Raw genomic sequence first — 20087 nt, 5'->3', positions numbered from 1 at the left:
CTAATCGGCTTTATCCCCTGTCGATATTTGACAATGAAACAGCTTTCACCGTACACTATAAGTAACTAGTATTTTATTGTTTAAATAGGATATGTATCTTTCAGGAGGCTTTTATTTTGACTAATTATCATTCCAAACCATTCACATTCCTACGCTTGGCATTATACACCCTTTGCAGTTTAAATCTATACTACCAATTCATCACAAATTCGATCTTTACTTGGGCGCTTTATTTGCTTGCAATGGGATTTGTTGCTTATGACGTTTTTGATATGATCAAGACACGGAAACAATCTATTAATTTTTATATGTATATGAGGTCGGGATAGAGATAACTTCTCTTGTCCCGACCTTTGTTTTTTTACCTGCGACTAGTTCGTTGAATTTTTTCTACCTTAATGAGAGCAATCAAGCTTCCTCAAGATTCACTAAGATAAATCAACTGCCATGGTACTGAGTGATTCATGTCAAGACCTGTTAGTTCTCTGTAAAAACATTTTTTATCTTTGGCGATCATTGAAATGATTTCTGATTCTGTCATCCCTAATTCTTCACATAAACTTTTGTTTGTACTTTTGATCAATTCTAATAGGATCTGTAGCTGTGCATCAATATCTAATAATATTGCTAATTTCAGAAAAAGAGTGGCATCTGTTTGCTGATAAGTCATTAGGAATTTTGTTCGTAAATCAAGATAAAATTCAAACATTTCTGGATGTTTACTGATAAAAGAATGATTGATTACTCTCTGATCATAATAGGCCAAGTATTCTTCAGGCGTTTCAATTCTTTTCGTTTCCATTCGCTCCCTCCTTAAAACATTAAAAACCACATTAATGTTTCTTTTAAGATTTATTTGTCAGATTCACTAAATTTAATTACGCTTACATTTTGATACTTCACTCAAGAAAATAATTACAAAAAAATATATCTTTCTTCACAGATTATTTTTATATTTACTCATTAATGAAAGTAACAGATTCTATATTTGATGTGTTTCATAATAACATTTAATGCAGAGAACATCTTACTAGATCCAAATCAGTTTTTCCCATTACTTAAAATTGTTTATGTGAGACTACCTTAAGAACAAGCCTCTTTCGTCGCAATAATTAACAAACAAATTGAACTAATAACACTCCTAATTTCTAACTTCTTCATGCAATTTTACAGTATTCAAATAATACTTCAATTGAATAATTTCATAGTTTTCTGAAATTTATAGATTGTTGTCATTAAGTTATTTTAATATAGTTATTAGGTAATATTAATTATCAATCTGAAAGCGATTTGTTTTTTAACCTTACGCTAGTGCAAAAGTGGATTGCTAAAAAAAAAATAGAAAGGACGAATATCCGGTAATTAATGGTATTAGTAGCTCGTTTATCTACTGAACACTTTGAACCACTATCAAAAACTGATCATAGAAGTAAAACCAACTCATTTGATACTGATTAAAATAACCATGTAAAATCGAACGCTCCAATAAGCAAATAAAAAACGTTAACCTTTCACTCAAAAGATAACATAAGTTACTTTTAATTTATATGAATGTCCACTACTCAATTTGAACATTACTCTCATATTCAACATATAAGAAACTTAGATCTAATGAGCTCCTAACTAAATGAATACTATGATAAAAGCAATTCTCCTTTACTCTTTTATTAAAAATATACATCTGAAAATATTCTAGCTTTTTTTGAATTTCTATCTCACTTGTTAACAAATAAGAAATTGGAAAATTCCAAAAATATATCTTTAACTTTCGCAATGGATGCAAGCCTATGCTCTATTTTCTATTCCCTAGAAAGATTTAGATAGGAGGTAAAAGTTCTATTGAAAAATTTTCAATTAAATTTTATAACAGATAAAGTAAAATTACGTTGGTTCCAAATCTTGAAAGAGTTAGAGTCTACTAGAATCTGTACGACAGCCCAACTGATTGGCATGACAAACAGTACAGCCAGGACATTAGTCAACGACATCAATTATTTGAGAGAATATTTCGAGAACGTCGCGGATATCCAATCCTCGAAACAAGGTTATTCTTTAAACATCCATTCTTCAGAAACCTACCTAGAAAAAAAAAGAGCGATTCTCGAAGATGAACCACTCTTTATTATTCTTGAACAAATTTTTTTCAACGAACTTCAGTCTATTTATGATTGGGCAGATTATTTTCATATCTCTGAGAGCACGATGATCACGTACGTTAAAAAAATTGCAGATCAAGTAAAAGAATTCAATATCACCCTTGAGCTAAATCCCGTCAATTTGATCGGATCAGAAGCCGATATTCGAAATTTTTATTTTGCTTTCTATTACGAATCAGATATTACACCCCACACGGTTTTTCCATCAATTGCGACGCAAGAAGTAGTGATTAAAATTGTTAACCTATTGGAGCGTCCTAATCAAAAAGTTTCTTCATTTGGTTATTTTAGTTATTTATTATACCTCTCTATTGAACGGATATTATGTGGTTGTATGGTGGAACTCGACCCTGAATTAAAAGATATTGTCCTTAATGATCCAGAGTTTCACCGACTTTCACCTGCATATTCGATTGTGAAGGATTATTTTAATATTGACCTAACACAAGAAGAAGCCATTTTTATTTTTAGTTCTGTTTTATGCCGTAGAGGTATCGAAAATCCGAAACAGGAAAAATATTTTTGTGAAAGGTATAATCGATGGCCACTAATAATAGCGCTTACAAGTAGCTATTATCAAATGATCAAGAGAAATACGCACACACAAGCACACGAGTTAATCTTATTAGAATCTTTTTTCACGTCCATCAAGCTACGTAGTCTATTGTCTAAAAGCGGAAATAAAAATATCCAAGATACAAATGAGTATGCCAAAACCTTGTTTAGCAATGAATATAAAAAAAATCGAGCTTTTTTAGAAAAAAATCCCTCCTTCCATCATTTGTTCTCTGATGATCATTTGGATGATATCTGTGCTAGTTTAACGATATTCACTGAGTCAATCAAAGAAAAATATTGGAAAAACCCTACGAATATCGCATTTATTTTTGAAGGAAATGAGTATATCAGTCAACATCTCGAAGCCTTAGTTCGAAAATATTTAGGGGGATTTCAAAATATCTACTTTCTTCGTCCAAATGAGCTATGCGCCTCTTATATTGAAAATCATGAGATCGATCTCTTAGTCACGAATTACAATGAATACTTGACATTTTCTTCGTTAGGTCTTGAATGTCTTTTATTAAAAACAGTACCTGATGCCTCAGATTGGAAAAAATTACTAAATAAAATTGATCCTCAATTATTACAAAAATTTAGAACGCAACATTAGTAAAACTTACAGTTATTCATTTTTTCTACTGCATAATGTAGTGATCCAAACAAGTAAATACAACTCCACCGATTCGGAGTAGATGGTCTTCGGACGACTCTTTCAGTGAATTTATACTTATAATCATCACTTGCTACATCTTACATCTAAAAAAGGAATTCAATTGACCTTAATGTACCGATCAATTGAATTCCTTTTTATTTTTTTCATTTCCAGTCAATTTTAATCACCACTGACTGGTTCATTCTATTCGATTTTTAGGAGTGGCTTGAAACGAGTAATTGATGTGCGTCGTATAGTTTGTTGCTTTTGCATTTGCTGTATTCGGCACATTTAGAAAGATACTGCTCTCTTTATTCGAATCATCCCCAAAATTATAAAACCATGTCTGCTTCTCTATGAATAGATTTGCATCGATCAATTGAATACTATTATTATTAGGAATCAAGATCCCACTCGTGCGGATGATACCTAAATTATCTTCATTGCCGATTTCTCCAGTGCTTGAAATGGCTTGTCCATTTTTCCAACTAAGTTGGGCACCTTTCAATTCACCTGTTTTTTGATTAGAAAATTGTTCTTCTTGTTTGATGAACAAACTCCAGCCACTTATTTCTGATACCGGTCGCTCATCTGTCACCTGAACAAAATTCGGTCTGGAAGTTCCTTGCGCCGTACCGCCTACCTGACTCGGTAATGCATGGTACGTTTGTGTTTTAGTCGTAAGCGGTTGGGTCCCAAAGTCCCAATTACTTGCTTGATCGATCGTTAGCTCTCCATCGACCATACCACCGACAATCAATGTGGTAGCAGGAACAAACGTTGCATCCCGAAATACTAATGGCGTTTTCGGATTGATGTTTCCTACGTGATTATTCGTCTCTGGTGGATTCATGACACCAGCTTCACTAGCAGAACCTTGGTGATCTCTTAAGAAGACTTGGATGACATCATCTACTGCTAAATTTAACTTCTCAACAGCAATCCTGATATCCCCTTTATCATCTATGGTAATGAGTGTAGGATCGATTGTTTCTCCATTATGAGTCGCCGTAACCTCTACCTCAGGATCGTCGGAATGACCTGAAATAACCCGCGCATTTGCCGGAACTAAATGATTGGAGAAAGTCGCAGGTGAAGGTGGTATGATAGGAAATACGGTGACATCTTCCACTTCATACACATTTTGAAAATCGCCTTCCATTTCACCTGCTAAAACCTCAACATCTGTTATACGTACAAGATCGCCTGCTTGTAAATATTCGTCAAGTTCGATTTCAAAAACGCCGCCTTGTGGCTCTTCATCATAGATACTAATACCTGGTTTTTCCGCTGTGTGACCATGTGTCAAGGTTTCGTATGTCTGAATCACTGCCCCATCTCTTTCGATTTCCACAGTTACCTTCACTTCATCTTGCCACGCGGGGCGGCTGTCATGGAGACCAACTGGCATACGGATCAACCCGTGGATTTTTTTATCCGCATTTGTCGGTACTCTCAATTCATTCACGATTGCCCAACGTGCATTGTTTGAGCTGAGTCGAGAATAAGAAGTCAAGCCCGCTGAGCCAAATGCTTCAAAATCGAAACGTTCTGCTGGTTCCATTGAAGTGAGCGTAGAAAAGTTAGTGCCAGAGAAAGTATAATCCATATTGTTCGAGTGAAGATACGGATCGGCATCTAAGTCTGTACCATCTTTCCAAACAGCAAAATCACTTGCAGTAGCAGTTAAAGTGGAGCTCGCAATATTACTAAAAATATTCCCGCCACCTACACGATTATTCCGATAGTCCATAAATAGCGGATTATCGAAATTCACAGTAGTTGAACGACCACGAAAAATACCTGCATTTGCGCTTGCCGTACGACCGGAAGCTTCAAAATAACCTAAATTACTCACTCTGATCTCACCATTTCCACCGGCTGTATTTCCACCGGCTACTGTCGCATCACTCATATCCAATGCGGGACCATCATTCGCATAGATTCTTACTTCTGAACCCGGATCATTGACAGAAAACCCATTATTTGATCCAGCAGTATAATGGATTCCTTGGTTTCCACCACCTGTATTCCCATTATGAGCAATACCAGTCCCCTCATTGACTACTAACAATCGCCCCGCATTACTAACAGTCACTTGATTATTACTGCCCCACATCCGGATTGCTGGCGCCATTTGCGCCGCCCCCCCTGCGTTACCTTTTCTCTTAGTCACGGTCATATCCCCACCATTGATATTAAATTGATAGCCACCGTGCGTCGTTCCTGTATTATTTGGACCGGAACGTAAGAATCTTAAAGTAGCATTCGCATTATTTGCTTCAAGTTGTCCAGAAGGACCTGAATCTAACTTTAATGTCGCCTTGCTATTTACATTGAACTGTCCATTGATGCCTTGCAAGACTAATGCAGAGGATGAGTTCGCCCAAAGTGTGATATTTGCTGAATCGGATGCTCCTACAATTGGCTCACGCCCAATTTTTTCTGTTTCTTCTTCGCCTAACTTCACAGTGGATACACCATTTACAGTTGTTGCGATATAGTTACTTTTCGCATTGATACTTGTCTCTTTATTCTCTGCGAGGAGTTTGACATAATCACCATTCAATTGTATCGCTGTCGCTGCTTGCGTTTCCGCAGTTAACTTTCCGCCTTGATTAAGTGATAAAACAGCATTCGCACCGTCTAAGCGAATCCCTCTCTTCGTACCCGAGCGGACCAATACATCCACGCTAGCTCCTCGAGTAATTTCCATAGTAGGAGCATTTCCTTTTAAATAGATACTATTATTCGTTATGACGGTGTCAGCAGAATTAGTACTTGGAACTGCGACAGATAGTTGTGATTGGTTGTCAACAACCATTTTTGCTTGATTTCCTTGAAGAGAAACATTAGCAATTGCTCCGCCTTCATTTTCTACACTCATATTACTTTGGTTATCTAGGGTAAATAAACTAGTTTCACCCGTCAGAAGAACAGCTCCACCGGTACTTGTTGATTTCGTTGTCAAGTCACTTCTATCTAAATGGACAGATGGCTCAGCCCCAGATAGTTCCACTGCTCTTCCTGTCACGGTCTGTATGTCAGCCTTAGAATCTGCAAATGTAATACCCGCTTTCTTTCCTTGTAAATATATGCCATTGCCTGTTCCACTGTTGACTGTCAGATTCAGTTGAGCATTTTCTGAAAGAGTCGCTTTGGACTCTTCCCCGTAAAGTCCAATCAAACTATTCGCACCTGCGGTAGATACTAACGCACCTTGCACGTCTAGCGTTGCACCATTTTGCATACGTAACGTAGAATTTTTACCTAATCTGGTGGTGCCGAGTTGATTGATATCCTCGGTTCGGTTCCCTGTATTTGTAATAGCAACAGCACTATTATCAACAGTTAACATCGCTTCTTGATTCAACAATCGAATACCTGCCCCGGTTGTCGCAGTCATCTTCAAATCACTGTCATTAATCGTCATTGTCGGCGTTATACCAGTCATTGTCAGCCGATTGCCTGTACTAGAGTTGATCGTTACATTACTAGCGTCACTTACTTCAAAAGTTGCATCGTTTCCAGACATGACTAGACTATTTCCTGTAGTCGATTGGATTACTGCCGTTGATTTAGCTATGTTGAATGCGCCATTTGCACCTGTAAGGTTGATGGAATGCGCTGTATTCGATTGACTTTGCCATTGACTACCTGATGCCACATCGATTGTTGGGTTTTCCCCTGTCATGATAATTGCCTGTCCACCTGTAGTTGTCGCATTTAACCTTCCATTTTCCAGCTCAATGCTCGATTGATTCCCTGTCATCGAGAGCGCATTCCTACTTGTAGCGTCTGTCGAAGTAGATGCTGCACCATCCGCTTGTATTTGTAAGTTACCGTTGTTTTTCACAGAAACTGTCGCATTGCTTCCCGTAAAATAGACGGAATTTTGCAAAGCGGTTGTTCCACTGTTCGTAATAAACAGTTCTGCTCCATCTGCGACGGTCAGTTTTGCATTCGCACTCGTAAATGCCAACGCAGAATTTTGAGTATTCCCTAGCTTCACGACTGCCTGATTTTCTACGATAAATTCTTTTGTCGTAAAAAGCGCGCCTGGTAGATTGATCCTATTATCTATGGTTAACCCACCGCCAGTTATTCGTACCACTGCGCTTGAGATATCAGCTACTCTAAAATAATTGATCGATGAGCTGTCTCTTGAAACATCTTCCATTTGAAGGGTCCAATTTTCACCAGACGATTGCCCGATAACAAAGGGATTGGTATCTGTTTTATTAAGAAAAGTATTTTCAATTCTTAAAGTTTTGCTCTCAGTAGTCGTCAATAAACGCACTTGTCCGGTGCCGATATTCAAAGTATTCATTTGCCCATTGATTTTTAGTGAACGATCAATGTCCAAGTTTTCTGGACTGATAACTGAGCCTATATCGATCGAACGTTCCAAATTGATGATAGAAACCTCTGGATTGGCGAGTGCACTTAAAAATTCTGCACGAGTCGAAACCGGTACCGTTGCTCCTTGAATTTCTTCGTCCTGTTTCTCTTCCGAGCGATTTCTTTCTTCCTTTGGTTCGTCGTTTTCTGACTTTTCTTCTCCTGAAGAATGGTTCGGCTCAGCCTTCGTGATTTCTACTTTAACAGTTGCCACTTCTCCTACAGTTACTGAATAGGTTCCTGCTTCTGCAAACATCACAGGTACGGTAAATTCCTTTTTCGGAGTTTCTGATGATAAGAGCCACTGGTCGAACGTTTCATCATAACTGCTACTCATCCCTGATGACAATTCATCTTCAATGATCTCAGCAGTTGACGGAAGTTTGATTGCCACGTTATCCACTTCTTCTGTACTTATAAACGAAAGGGCAGTTACCGTCTTTTCAGTTCCCTTTATTACCGCTTGCTCCAAAGAAAAAGCGGGTGCCAGTGACTGGGTATCCTTCACTTCAGCTGATTCTGTTGATTGACTATTACTGTTCGGCGTGTTTATAGGTTGACTCCCTTGATCGATTGTCTCCGCAACAGCGAGGAAAGGTATACCCAAAGTATATAGTGCAAAGATTGAAATACTTATTTTAGTCATCATTTTACATACTTTTTGACGCATTGGTCCTCCTCCTCTAGTCATCTGTTTTATTTTCTGAAAGTGTATCCATGTATTTTTCTTGCATTAGTTTTGCTTTTTTCTTATTTTTGTATGTCGTATAGGCGAGTACACTAATAATGATCACGATTAGAACGATTGCTGCAATCAACCACCAGTTGGTATCTTTAACGGAAACATCTGATTGGTTCAAGCGTCTTGCTTCGTCTGCTGTCACATCAAAAGTTTCTTCCCAAGTCCATTCATGTTCGCCAGAGCGAGCCGTCATATTCAGCACATATGTCCCGCTTCTAAAACGTTCGCCATTGAGTGAGATTGGAAAATTAAAATTGGAGTTAGGTGCCATTTGCATCATCTCCTCTGATGCTCGATATAAAATCGTATCAGATCCTTCTCTACGTATCGAGGCTTCCACACTTAGTTCATTCACAAAAGTAGGTAAGAAATTCTGAATCGTCGCACTAAAGGCGTTTCTATAATTTATTTGATCCGCAAATACATCTAAAAGCGCCAATTCTGGAACAATCGTTTGTGTACGATCATTACTCGCTACGACACCAATTACATAAGAAAAAGAATTGATGATCTGCATTCCTTTATCCTCAGAATCCTCTTCCTCTTCTTCTTGTGTCACTTCGCTTAGTTGTAAGCCACCGGCTAATAATCCTTTTACCTCATCCTGAGGCATAGTGAGGGTTGTAACGATCCGTTTTTCCTCTCCTGCTTCTAAACGAATGGGTTCATCTTCGACATCCAGTAAGTCCTTCATTTCCACTTTTAATGTAGGATCGGGCTGGTCAGTTTCTCCGCCATATTCAACCACACCATTGATATTTGTGTAGGCAGTATGAGCTGTGATCGAGAGATCGATCGGGATATTTCTAACATTTTTCACCACTAACGTGAGTTCTTCTGTTTCTCCTGGTTGCAATTCCACATCAAAGTAGCCTTTATCATCCCCAAATTGACTTTCAGGCGTAATTGTGCGAACACTAAAATTTAGTTCACCATTGGCAAATACCTCTTGAGAAAAACCAACAAACCCGATCATTACATAAAGCATAACCAGAAAAGATGCTGTAAACTTGTTCAATAAAGGCATAGTTATCTCCTTTCTAAAAAACAACGATGCTGACTGCATCGTTGTTTTTTATCAACCTTTCAAATCTCTAGCTAGTTAATTGATATTTGCCGGTGTTGCAGACAATGTCCATAATAAATTAGTCGTATATTTGGAATTAGCATCTGTACGTGTTGTGCCAGGTACACTTAATTGTACAGAAGGATTAGCCAATCCTCCATCTACTTCACTGTCTTGCACTAAGTTGGTTTTATCTCCCCACATGGCAGTACTTAGTCCATAGCCTATGTTGCTTCCGGCAGTCATGATCACGCGGCTATTTTCCGGAATCAACGTGAAACCTGAATTTATCGTTGGTAATTCGTCACTTGTATTTTGAGCTGTCCCATTCGCAAACTTGACTTGAGCACCATTTAAGCTTCTTTCCCCATTCGTAAATTGTGCTTCTTGTTTCAATGCCAGGTTCCAACCTGTTAGGTCTTCACGTAAGTCACGTACTTGAGCAAATTGTGCACGTGCAGCTTGTTTTGTCGCTTCATTGACCCATGGGCTATTCATATCAGGATTAGGAAAATCAGTTGATTCTTCATCGATGTCAAACCACCAAGCAGCAGCTGGATAAGATTGATCTAATGCTGAATTTTGACGTAAACCAAAATCATAATCACCAACATATGCAATTGCAAAAGCACCATCTTGAGTAGGAGGTACGATGACTTCTTCTGGTCCCGGGTTTGGATCAATTGTTTCACCGTTGTCCTCATCCGCTTCACGATATTGGATCTGTCCATTCGTTTTTAGTGTTCCATCCTGATCTGTATTGTCTGCATGAACAACCATACTTCCTGTTGCTAGACTTGCTAATAACACTGACATTGATACTAGTTTTAATGCTTTCATTTATTCGTTCTCCCTATTTGTTTTATTTTTTTGTAAAACATCTACTTGATAGTGCGACTTGCTCGTTTATTTTCTTATCTCTTCGTTTTAACCAAGTTCGAATGACCCATAAAAGAATTAGTAGACCCAGCAACCCGTAACTTGGTATCACTTGATTTAATTTTGGTAATTGTCCATTTACCTGTACATATTCGTCTCTATCTGAGGGTTGCGCCTGCTCTTCAGAAGGTGGTTGTGGTTTAGGGTCCCCTTCATAATCGATTTCTCCGTAAAACCCTACATTCTTATTCGTTTCTACAGAGGAGCCTTCTGCCGCAAAGACTTGAACTGGTTGATGAAGCATCCCAAGAAACAATAAAATGGTCCATAACAAATACCAAGGCTTCTTTTTCACATTTATTTCATTCCTCCTATTCTAGGTAACTACATTTATTTTCTTCTAAATAACATTTTTATGACTCAAGTTTGTTTTTTAGAAGAGTACATTATATACTTTAAACAACACACGCATTCTTTCGCAATTAGCGTTTTTCACCATACTCTGAAATTATTACTATTTACTAATTATACTTAATAGATATAATTTACTTAAAATTAGCTACACCTAAAACAAAGAATCAACTACCCTAAACTAAACTGATCTATGAGAGGTGGGTACATTGAAAACATTCCAACTGAATTTCATTACCAATAAACCACTGATACGATGGCTTCAAATCCTCAATGAATTTGAAAAGAATGCTTGTTGCAACGCGAATGACTTAGCAATACTTACTGAGAGCACTTCTAGAACAATTGGTAAAGATATCTGTCAGATCCGAGATTATTTTGAAGATTCGATCACGATTGAATCTACCCATCAGGGGTATGTATTCAAACAATTAAAATTAGTTACTTACGAAGAGAAAAAAACTGCTTTACTTGAGAACGAGCCACTTTTTTTAATTCTTGAGAAAATTTTTTTTGCTGAATTATATACCCTTGACGATTGGTCCGATCAGTTACATCTCTCTAAAACGACCCTCTTGAAATACCTCAAAAAAATCCAATCACAGTTAGTTCATTTTGATTTGGATATCACGCATGATCCCGTAAATATCATTGGTCAAGAAGCAGATATACGACATTTTTTTTGCACGTTCTTTTATGAATCTGAAATCACTCCGCACACCATCTTCCCTTCTGTTTCCGCTCAGCAAGCGGTGAATGAAATCAGTTGTCTGTATAAGAATGACTTCTATCGAAATACCTCATTTTTCTTATACACTTACTTACTTTATATCTCGGTTGAGCGATTCATGCAGGGAAATACTGTGAACGTAAATAACCACTTGCGCTGTGTCCTGACTGATCGGATGCAACAAGTACATGCCGAAAAAATAAATGACGTAATTGAAAAATATTACGGCATCCGTTTGCCTGAAGATGAACTGATTTTCTTATTCTGTAGCATTATTACACAGAGAAAAATGAGTGATATCATTGTTGAAAAACAATTTTGTTCAACATACAATCAGTGGCCAGAAAGCAAACGACTTGCAAAAGAGTTTCTAGAGATATTAGACTGTAGCGATGAAAATAAGCTCGTCAATCTGATCTTTTTAGAATCTTTTTTTACAACCGCGAAACTGAAAGAATATTTGTGCATTTCTGCTAATCGAAATACGCAAGATATCAATCGATTTATTAAAAAAATCTTCCCGAATGAGTGTCGTAAGTACCAATATTTTCTAGAAAACAGCTCGGCTTATCATTCGCTATACTCTCATGACTTTTTAGTAGATTTCGCTTCTAGCCTAGTGATCTACGTTGAAACCATTCGAGAACGCTACTGGAAAAACAAAAAAAATATTGCCTTTCTTTTTGAAGGCAATAATCATGTCATACAGTTCATTGAAGCCATATCGAATAAATATTTTATGGAATATCAATGTGTGTTCTATCCAAACGCTAGTGAAGTAAACAAGAACTATCTTCTTAAAAACAAGATTGATTTTTTGATCACTAATCATCCTGAACATGTAGAAGAATTCCAAGAAGTAACAGAATGTATTCTTTTTCGGTCTATTCCTTCTGCTTCTGATTGGAATCGCTTACTCGAAAAAATCAATCCGAAAATCATCAATCAATATTTTTTAGCTGACAAAACGAGCTTTCCCTCATCCATATGCGAATGATAAATCCACCATACTCCAATGGCCTTTCGAATGGGTCTTTGCTAAGCAGATTTTAACTATGTCTACGATTACTCCTAACCTTGGCTTACGATTATTTTATCAGCACCTGTATCATGAAATGCTTGTTGTTTAGATTTGCAAATATGTATCGATTTTTAAGACAAAAAAAACTCCCTCAAATGGAAATAATCTTTGAGGGAGTAAAAACGTGATAACGTTAGTCGTTCATTGATTCAGTTGAGGGAAATGTATCTGGGTACAGCTGACTAGCACTTCCAGCAGTATACTCTCGATAACCATTGAATCCTAAGAAATTCTGTGTAAAGCTATTGATGTTCGAAGAAACCACTTGACTCCCATTTGCACCACTTAACTGTGTTTGTAGATGAGCTGTCCAAGCATGAGTCGGTGTTGGTCCAAAATTATTATTCGCCCAGAAAGCATTTCGAACGGCATTGATCTGGATATTTGTTCCTAACGTATGGATCAATGGACTAGAATAAGCGGCAGAACCCGTTTGTCTTAAATGGATTTGGTAAGGATTATCAATTGTTAAATGTCCAGATCCAAGGACTTTTACTACTGGCTCTCCACCAGTATGATCTGCTTTAAATGTTGAGAATTCCCCCACATACATCCGACCATTTGTTGAAATTTGTACAGGTGATAAAATATTCGAATTGACAGTCAAACTACCATTGTTGATCACATTCAATTGATTCGCCACGATGGCTTCATTCATGATCACTTGGGAGCCAGAGTCGATTTGCACTAGACCATCTGTTCGGATAAATGGTTGTTGTCTCTGTCTTGTTTGTTCATTCCCAACAACCAACGTATTCCCAGAAAAACTTACTGTTGAACCAGAGACACCTTGTATAAATGGTTGTCTGACTTGGTTTCCGTTTGTAACAATTGGTCGATTCGAGCTAGAGTTAAAATGAACATGTCCACCAAACCCTACATGTAGGGAATGATTATTATTCATATTGATAGTCGAATTATTGAGGAAATTGATTGTCACCGCTCGATTGACTGTGTTTAGACTAGTTAAAGCGCTATTGAAACTTGAAGTGACATTGATTACTGACACATTTGAATTATTGATGGCACTTCTAAATCCAGACCATGTTCTTACGGATGCAGTTGTGCGATTTTGATCATCTACAAAAAATTCCACGTCCTCATCATTTGTAAATGTTTCCCCATACATTGATAATGTTTCCCCATCTTTCAGAAAAACACCACCAGCAGTTTCGCCTTCTGTCAATAATTGTGCTTCTGGTACGATTTCACTTGCAGCGACATTCGTTACTGAAATTGGGCCAGCAAGGAGCATACCACTTAATAATAAGGTACTCATCAGAGTCATTCGTTTCATTTTCTTTCCTCCATTCATTTGATAATTTAAGATTAACGAAGAACTCACATTGAATCAAAAGTGTTTTTTCGTAACTATACGAAATTTTTTAATTGATTCTTTCAAGGTTCTTCAAAAGCTGTTGTGATTTCTACTTCAATCATGTTACTCCGGGAATGTATCAGGAAATAATGGCATCTCCATTCCAGCAGTATATTCTCGATAAGAATCAAATCCTAAAAAATGATTTTCAAAACTAACTGAATTTGAACGAAGAACTTGCGAACCATGGGGGCCACCCAGTCGTGTCTGTAATTGACTATTCCAAACATGGGTGGGACGAAAACTCATATTATAATTCTCCCAAAAAGCGTTTCTCACGGCATTGATTTCCATGAGTACGGCAGAAGAATCGATCAATGGAGCGACAAGCCCACCGAAGCCAGTCTGTTTTAAATGTATACTGTACGGATTATCAAAAAAAATCTCCCCGCCAGTCATTTTGATCACTGAATGACTCCCCCCATGCGTCACTTTTAACGAAGAAAATTCACCGACTCTAATCGTCCCATTGATCCCCATTTTTATGGGGGTGATTTCATGTGCGCGTAATTCTAAACGACCATAGTTGATCACAAATAAATCATTTGCTTCGATTGCTTCATATATCCTTACATTGGAGCCAGACGGAACCTCGATCAATCCTTCTGTTCGAATAAAAGGTTGCTCTCTCAGTTCAGTTGAACCATCTCCGATGACCACCTCACCTTCTAGACGAATCGTACTCCCATAAGAACTTTGGATAAATGGTTGCTTTAATTGATTTTGACTAACAAATATAGGCGACTTGGCGTTCGCTTTGATTTCTAAAGTAGAATGCTTTGCCAGCTTGAGTGCATGATTATTTTCTAAATCTATACGAGCAGCATTGATAAAATTGATCGTCAATGGGCGATCAATCGTATCCAACGAATGAAAGGTCGTATTGAAGCTAGCTGACACATTGATAACGCTGACATTTTGATCATTGATAGCATTTCGAAATTGGTACCACGTTCTTACCTCCACTGTTTTACGATTTTCCTTGTTTACGACATAGTACGCCCCATCTTCACTGATAAAATGATGGACGTTATCGGCTAATGATTCACCATCTTCCAGCAAAATCCCATTGACCGATTCTTTCACTCCGATTCCAAGATTTGTTTGGAAATCATGCATTGTCGCTTCACTTGTTGTTGAACGTACAAAGAGTAAGCCTATTATTCCTCCTAAAAAAAATACCAAATTGAGCTGCATAATTTTTTTCATATCTAACACGCCTTCCTTTTATAAAGCGATCATACCTGAAAGCAAAATGGAATATCAAAAATGTTTTTTCTGCAAAGCAAGAATTTTTCTGTTTTTACAACTAGAAGTTGTGCTCATTCGGCATATACATCCACCATGAAACGAACAAACCAATAAGCCCCTTTCAATGACGGAGACCTATTGGTTTGTTTCTTCTTTATTATTTTGTTTTTAGTAACTATTCTTTTTCGGACGTTTGTTACCTGAGCGATGATTCTTTCTAGTCGAAATAACAAGCCAGGCGGTAACGAGTAAATAGCCAAGCCACAAGAAACGCTGACCGCTCAAAGCGTTTGTTTTTGGTAGCTTCCCTTGTTTTAGTTCGGAAATATCAGCGACAAGGGTGTGCTTCTTGTCCTCGTTTCCATGTGATCCATTGATCGTTATACTTTTTTCTGTGCTAGTGTCTTCTCCAATTCGTCCAGTGACAGTGATTTGTCCCGTTTTCGTATCTGCACCAACTACCTCAGTAAGCAATCCATTAGCGATAATAAAGAATAGTCCCGTGATATAGAACAACTTCATTCTTCTTTGCATACGATTGATCCCTTCTTTTTGGGATTTAAGTGATTCTTTTTTATGCTACATTAGGAGAGAAACTCAAAACTAATTTAAATGTTGGGTTTAACTCTGCTGAGGCATTGACCGGCGTGACTTTACCAGTGAAAGTAAATTTCCCTTCATTCGTCCCTTGATTTCCTTGGAGTCTGAAAAGTTCAGCTACCGTTTCTGTTGGCTTGCCATCTTCAAACAAATCAATCGTATTCACTTTCAATGAGTCTACTTCAGCCATATTCGTTGGTGTATCTACGCCAGAAACGGAAGCAATCACGCCAACAGCAGAATTATTCGTAATCGTGTGTTCAGGTGACGTAATTGTGGTATGATTTGAGGCTTTTGTTGTGTAAAATAAGGCGGTTGTTGGAATCGTCACATTGATCCATTGATCCAAATCCTCAGGATTTGGTCCAGGTGTCGTATTATCGAATTCACCGATGATCCCCCGTACAAGAACGTCTCCTGACGTCTCTCCTTCACGCCCGTCAATCACTTGCTCCGCTCTAGCGATTGTCCCAGTTGCCATAATCCCTGCGATTGTTGCTGTACTTATAAGTGCTGCTACTATTTTTTTCATCTAAATTCCCTCATTTTCTTTTTTTTTAGTTTTTAACGATAATCATTACTTCCGCCTCAGTGACCCCTTGTTTTTCTTTCGTTTCAGGATCATAAATATTAACGGTGGCTTTAGCAGGATACTCTCCTTTAGTTAATTGTTTTTCCAATTTTACATTCTCTACGAATTGGTTTGGATGGATGGCACCCGAAGAATAAATCAACTCTCCAGTAGAGAGTAAAGAAATATCAACTGCGATCGGATAAACATTCGTCCCAGGATTGACAATCTCGATCGAGCCTTCACTCTGTCCGTTCTCAAAGACGGCTTCTGGATTGATTTGTAATGTAAAATAATTGGCATCGGCTACTTCTTGCGCACGTTTCGCCAAGCGTTGATCAGAGGCATCACCAACTGCTGGTAAAAGATCCGCACTGATCAATGGAACCTGATCTTTTGATTGATTGAAATAATAGGCAAGACCACCGGCAATCAACGAAAATAGCAAAAACCACAAGAGCCATTTACGCTTATTATTATTTTGTGCTTGGTTCGTTTCCTCCAATGGCTTCACCTCCTTGTTAACTATTTTTTTCTTTAAATTCGTGGGACGAATCGTAACACGATTCGGTAATTAGGTACAAGTGTGCTCTCGTAATAGCCCCCTTGCTCAAGTTCAGGATGATCAATCCACCGTGGATAATTCCCATAAAATTCTCCCGATAAGGAAAGGGGGGTACGATCTCCTTCAGATAAACGAATCAAATGTTGCTCTGGCATCGTTGCGTATAACTGTTTTTTAGTCTCTTGCGTTTGGAGATGCAAGCGCAACAACGGCTTCGTAATATCCTCATAACTAGGATCTTCCACTGCACTTTCTGCATAATCCAGTGGATCTTCCCCTTTTTTTAAAAGAACGATTCCAGCAGAATCATCAATAGCAACTTGGTTGATATACGTATCAATAGCTACCGAAGATTGGTTGTGGATCTCATAGGTTTGGCTCTCAAACTGGCGGTTTGATTCTTTTTCGTCATACAATGATTCAAAAATCATTTTGACAGGAATCGTTACCCGCAAATGTTCAACTTTTGAGGTCAGATCGATACCGATCGTCATCTGATACGCTTTATCGCCGACTTCAAGAATCGCGTAGTAACTTCCGTCTTCTTCGCTATCTAACGAAAGATCGGTCTCAACGATGCGAAAATCATTGGTCATGTCTTCTTCAGATAAGATATTTTTTGCTTGTGCACGACTTTCTTGAAGAATAAGCGCATGTAATGCTTCGACAGTAGCTAACTCATTGAGCTTAGAACGATCTAACGTAAAGTTATTGCTCCGATAATCAATCCCTTTGATGACTGTTTGCTCTTCTGCTACATCACCAGTTGTGTCTCCTGAAGGTTTGGACAGTTTGATTTCGACCGTTGACCCCGTTTCAAGCCGTTCATTTTCTGTCAAATTGATTTGGAACGAGCGAACCTTCTCCTGGGTATCTTGATACTCTCCCCAGACGATGCGAGGAGAATCTTTTTCAAGAACTACTGTACTTCCTTCTGTGTTTTTATAGGTAATCGTCAAATGGTCAACTGATTCTGTGGCATGACCATGAATCGCTACAGATTGGTCACTCACAGGGTCAAATTTGGCAATGAGTTGTTCAGGAGGAACTGGCTCCCAGATATACGTACCTGGATTGGAGCCGTCATAATTAGTCATAAAGTCTGTTGAATTCTCAAATGCTATAACCCCAGATCCACTAGTCAAACTTTCTTCTAAGACCCATCTGCTCGTGTATAGGTTATCTTGTTGTCTATTTGGCAAATTTACTGAAGAATCAAAAATTGATTTTTCACCTAGGCTAATCCTCTTCAAATTATTTGTCCCAAAAAACATATGGTTCATTTTTGTTACTCGAGAAGTATTCCATTGACTAACATCTAAGGCCTGTAACGAGTGTGTTTGATTAAACATCCAACCCATATCCGTGACCTTGGAAGTATCCCAGTTGCTGACGTCTAGTTCTTTAAGTTCACGTGAATTTTGAAACATAGTGCGCATAGACGTTACTTGAGAAGTATCCCATTGACTGACATCTAACACCTGTAACGAGTGTGTTTGATTAAACATCCAACTCATACTCGTAACCTTGGAAGTATTCCAGTTACTGACGTCTAGTTCTTTAAGTTCACGTGAATTTTGAAACACACCATTCATACTCGTTACTTGAGAAGTATCCCATTGACTGACATCTAAGTTATGTAATGAGTGTGTTTGACTAAACATCCAGTCCATATCCGTGACCTTGGAAGTATCCCAGTTGCCGACATCTAGTTCTTTAAGTTCACGTGAATTTTGAAACATAGTGCGCATAGACGTTACTTGAGAAGTATCCCATTGACTAACATCTAAGGACTGTAATGAGTATGTTTGATTAAACATAAAACTCATATTCGTAACCTTGGAAGTGTTCCAGTTGCTGACATCTAGTTCTTTAAGTTCATGTGAATTTTGAAACATAGTGCGCATAGACGTTACTTGAGAAGTATCCCATTGACTGACATCTAAGGCCTGTAACGAGTATGTTTGATTAAACATCCAACCCATACTCGTTACTTGAGAAGTATCCCATCGACTGACATCTACTGATTTTAAAGAGCTTGCGTATGAAAACATTTGCTCCATCATTGTTACATTTGAAACGTCCAAATTTCCAGCATTTTCTATCACTTCTAAATTTGTCAATCCGCTAAATAACCTAGTTGATATTTCAGGTAAGACAACCGTTTCTTCAACTATAATCTCTTTTACAGAAGAGTATACTTTCCATGGAGCATCTGCTACTTCGCCAGCTTCCCCACCATATAATGTGATTGTTTCCGTTCCTTCCTCATACGACCAAGGGACCGTTCCCCATAGATTCTGTTCAGGCTCATAAGTATAGACAACCGTTTGTTCTTCTACTCTAAAAGTCCCAGAGGCATTTTCGGGAGTCTTACTCAATTGCCAACCACTAATGCTTAACGCTTCGGTTGTGTAGGTTTGATCAACTAATCCAGTCAGCACGCTAGGATTAGCTAATTGATTTCCTTCCTCATCTTCATGCTTTACAGTAATATTCCCACCTGGAACCGATTCATAGACTGCACGAATCACAGAGTTTCCAGCTTCACTTTGGCTTACAGCAAGATCTGGGATATTTGGACTAAATATGAATATTGGACCTGAAACGACTTCCCAGCGTAAAAATCGGTAACCGGGATTGGGGAACGCGTGCATATTACCCATGCTCTGTCCTACCTGGAGCCATACCACATTCGATCCTGACGAATCAGTTCGTCTAGGATTACCACCAGCTAGTGGGCTTGCAACTAATTCTAAACGATACTCAGTCGTGCGATTACTTCCATCTTTACTATTTTCTAATTCTTCTGATTCTTCTGTCTTTTCTAGATGTTCCGAAATCGCTGTTACTTCATGATTATCAGAAGAGCTTGACTGATCATCCGCATGGGTGAGTTGAAACGGGAGATGGTGCAAAAGCAAAACCATGATCAATAATAACTTTCCAACGATTCGGCTAATTGTATTTATGTTCATACCACTCCTCCTAGTATTTGACCTACTGTATTATTCTTATTAGAAACTTATAGCGAACAAAGTTT

General features: G+C 38.2%; 13 protein-coding genes. 2 read left to right on the top strand and 11 right to left on the bottom strand.

Going from position 1 to position 20087, the window contains the following annotated elements; all coding sequences use genetic code 11:
• Positions 1-418: 418 nt before the first annotated feature.
• Entirely contained in the window at positions 419-802 is a 384-nt protein-coding gene (locus HZ311_RS10620; protein ID WP_019724361.1) for a DUF7006 family protein, read from the bottom strand.
• A gap of 1037 nt (positions 803-1839) precedes the next feature.
• Here HZ311_RS10620 and HZ311_RS10615 point away from each other — a divergent pair.
• Positions 1840-3327 (top strand): helix-turn-helix domain-containing protein, encoded by a 1488-nt coding sequence (locus HZ311_RS10615; protein ID WP_023519163.1) that lies wholly within the window; start codon positions 1840-1842, stop codon positions 3325-3327.
• Positions 3328-3568: 241 nt separating this feature from the next.
• Here the strand turns inward: HZ311_RS10615 and HZ311_RS10610 are convergent, their stop codons facing one another.
• The 4 genes from HZ311_RS10610 to HZ311_RS10595 all read right to left on the bottom strand — a co-directional run bounded on the left by HZ311_RS10610 (position 3569) and on the right by HZ311_RS10595 (position 10812).
• On the bottom strand, positions 3569-8440 hold the full coding sequence (locus HZ311_RS10610; RefSeq protein ID WP_023519162.1) for a WxL domain-containing protein: 4872 nt from the start codon (positions 8438-8440) through the stop codon (positions 3569-3571).
• Positions 8441-8453: 13 nt separating this feature from the next.
• Complete coding sequence (locus HZ311_RS10605; protein WP_178946655.1) at positions 8454-9539, bottom strand: DUF916 and DUF3324 domain-containing protein; 1086 nt, start codon at positions 9537-9539, stop codon at positions 8454-8456.
• A 75-nt stretch (positions 9540-9614) separates the two neighbouring features.
• The gene (locus tag HZ311_RS10600) at positions 9615-10418 is read right to left on the bottom strand and encodes a WxL domain-containing protein (protein WP_010736239.1); all 804 of its coding nucleotides are present in this window, start codon (positions 10416-10418) and stop codon (positions 9615-9617) included.
• A gap of 22 nt (positions 10419-10440) precedes the next feature.
• Positions 10441-10812, bottom strand: a complete 372-nt coding sequence (locus tag HZ311_RS10595) for a hypothetical protein (RefSeq protein WP_023519160.1) — start codon at positions 10810-10812, stop codon at positions 10441-10443.
• Between the two features lie 265 nt (positions 10813-11077).
• Between HZ311_RS10595 and HZ311_RS10590 the strand changes: the two genes are divergently transcribed.
• Positions 11078-12595, top strand: a complete 1518-nt coding sequence (locus tag HZ311_RS10590) for a helix-turn-helix domain-containing protein (protein ID WP_023519159.1) — start codon at positions 11078-11080, stop codon at positions 12593-12595.
• A gap of 217 nt (positions 12596-12812) precedes the next feature.
• On the opposite strand, the gene HZ311_RS10585 is transcribed toward HZ311_RS10590, so the two are convergent.
• The 6 genes from HZ311_RS10585 to HZ311_RS10560 all read right to left on the bottom strand — a co-directional run bounded on the left by HZ311_RS10585 (position 12813) and on the right by HZ311_RS10560 (position 20022).
• Positions 12813-13976, bottom strand: coding sequence for a hypothetical protein (locus tag HZ311_RS10585; RefSeq protein ID WP_023519158.1), 1164 nt, complete (start codon positions 13974-13976; stop codon positions 12813-12815).
• Positions 13977-14120: 144 nt separating this feature from the next.
• Positions 14121-15266 (bottom strand): pectate lyase-like adhesive domain-containing protein, encoded by a 1146-nt coding sequence (locus HZ311_RS10580; RefSeq protein ID WP_041684173.1) that lies wholly within the window; start codon positions 15264-15266, stop codon positions 14121-14123.
• 210 nt (positions 15267-15476) lie between these two features.
• Complete coding sequence (locus HZ311_RS10575) at positions 15477-15842, bottom strand: hypothetical protein (protein ID WP_023519156.1); 366 nt, start codon at positions 15840-15842, stop codon at positions 15477-15479.
• A gap of 40 nt (positions 15843-15882) precedes the next feature.
• Positions 15883-16440, bottom strand: a complete 558-nt coding sequence (locus tag HZ311_RS10570) for a hypothetical protein (protein WP_010736246.1) — start codon at positions 16438-16440, stop codon at positions 15883-15885.
• 25 nt (positions 16441-16465) lie between these two features.
• Entirely contained in the window at positions 16466-16984 is a 519-nt protein-coding gene (locus tag HZ311_RS10565; RefSeq protein ID WP_023519155.1) for a hypothetical protein, read from the bottom strand.
• A 32-nt stretch (positions 16985-17016) separates the two neighbouring features.
• Positions 17017-20022 carry a BspA family leucine-rich repeat surface protein gene (locus tag HZ311_RS10560; protein WP_178946654.1) on the bottom strand — a complete coding sequence of 1002 codons (3006 nt, stop codon included), beginning with the start codon at positions 20020-20022 and terminating at the stop codon, positions 17017-17019.
• Between the last annotated feature and the right edge of the window lie 65 nt (positions 20023-20087).

This window comes from Enterococcus mundtii (assembly GCF_013394305.1).
Taxonomy (GTDB): Bacteria; Bacillota; Bacilli; order Lactobacillales; family Enterococcaceae; genus Enterococcus_B; species Enterococcus_B pernyi.
This window is presented reverse-complemented; position numbering and strand designations above follow the sequence as displayed.

What these genes read in the sequence shown, in the direction of transcription:
- HZ311_RS10620 (WP_019724361.1), bottom strand. Translation starts at nt 802, where the DNA reads ATGGAAACGAAAAGAATTGAAACGCCTGAAGAATACTTGGCCTATTAT.
- HZ311_RS10610 (WP_023519162.1), bottom strand. Translation starts at nt 8,440, where the DNA reads ATGCGTCAAAAAGTATGTAAAATGATGACTAAAATAAGTATTTCAATC.
- HZ311_RS10605 (WP_178946655.1), bottom strand. Translation starts at nt 9,539, where the DNA reads ATGCCTTTATTGAACAAGTTTACAGCATCTTTTCTGGTTATGCTTTAT.
- HZ311_RS10600 (WP_010736239.1), bottom strand. Translation starts at nt 10,418, where the DNA reads ATGAAAGCATTAAAACTAGTATCAATGTCAGTGTTATTAGCAAGTCTA.
- HZ311_RS10585 (WP_023519158.1), bottom strand. Translation starts at nt 13,976, where the DNA reads ATGAAACGAATGACTCTGATGAGTACCTTATTATTAAGTGGTATGCTC.
- HZ311_RS10580 (WP_041684173.1), bottom strand. Translation starts at nt 15,266, where the DNA reads ATGAAAAAAATTATGCAGCTCAATTTGGTATTTTTTTTAGGAGGAATA.
- HZ311_RS10575 (WP_023519156.1), bottom strand. Translation starts at nt 15,842, where the DNA reads ATGCAAAGAAGAATGAAGTTGTTCTATATCACGGGACTATTCTTTATT.
- HZ311_RS10570 (WP_010736246.1), bottom strand. Translation starts at nt 16,440, where the DNA reads ATGAAAAAAATAGTAGCAGCACTTATAAGTACAGCAACAATCGCAGGG.
- HZ311_RS10560 (WP_178946654.1), bottom strand. Translation starts at nt 20,022, where the DNA reads ATGAACATAAATACAATTAGCCGAATCGTTGGAAAGTTATTATTGATC.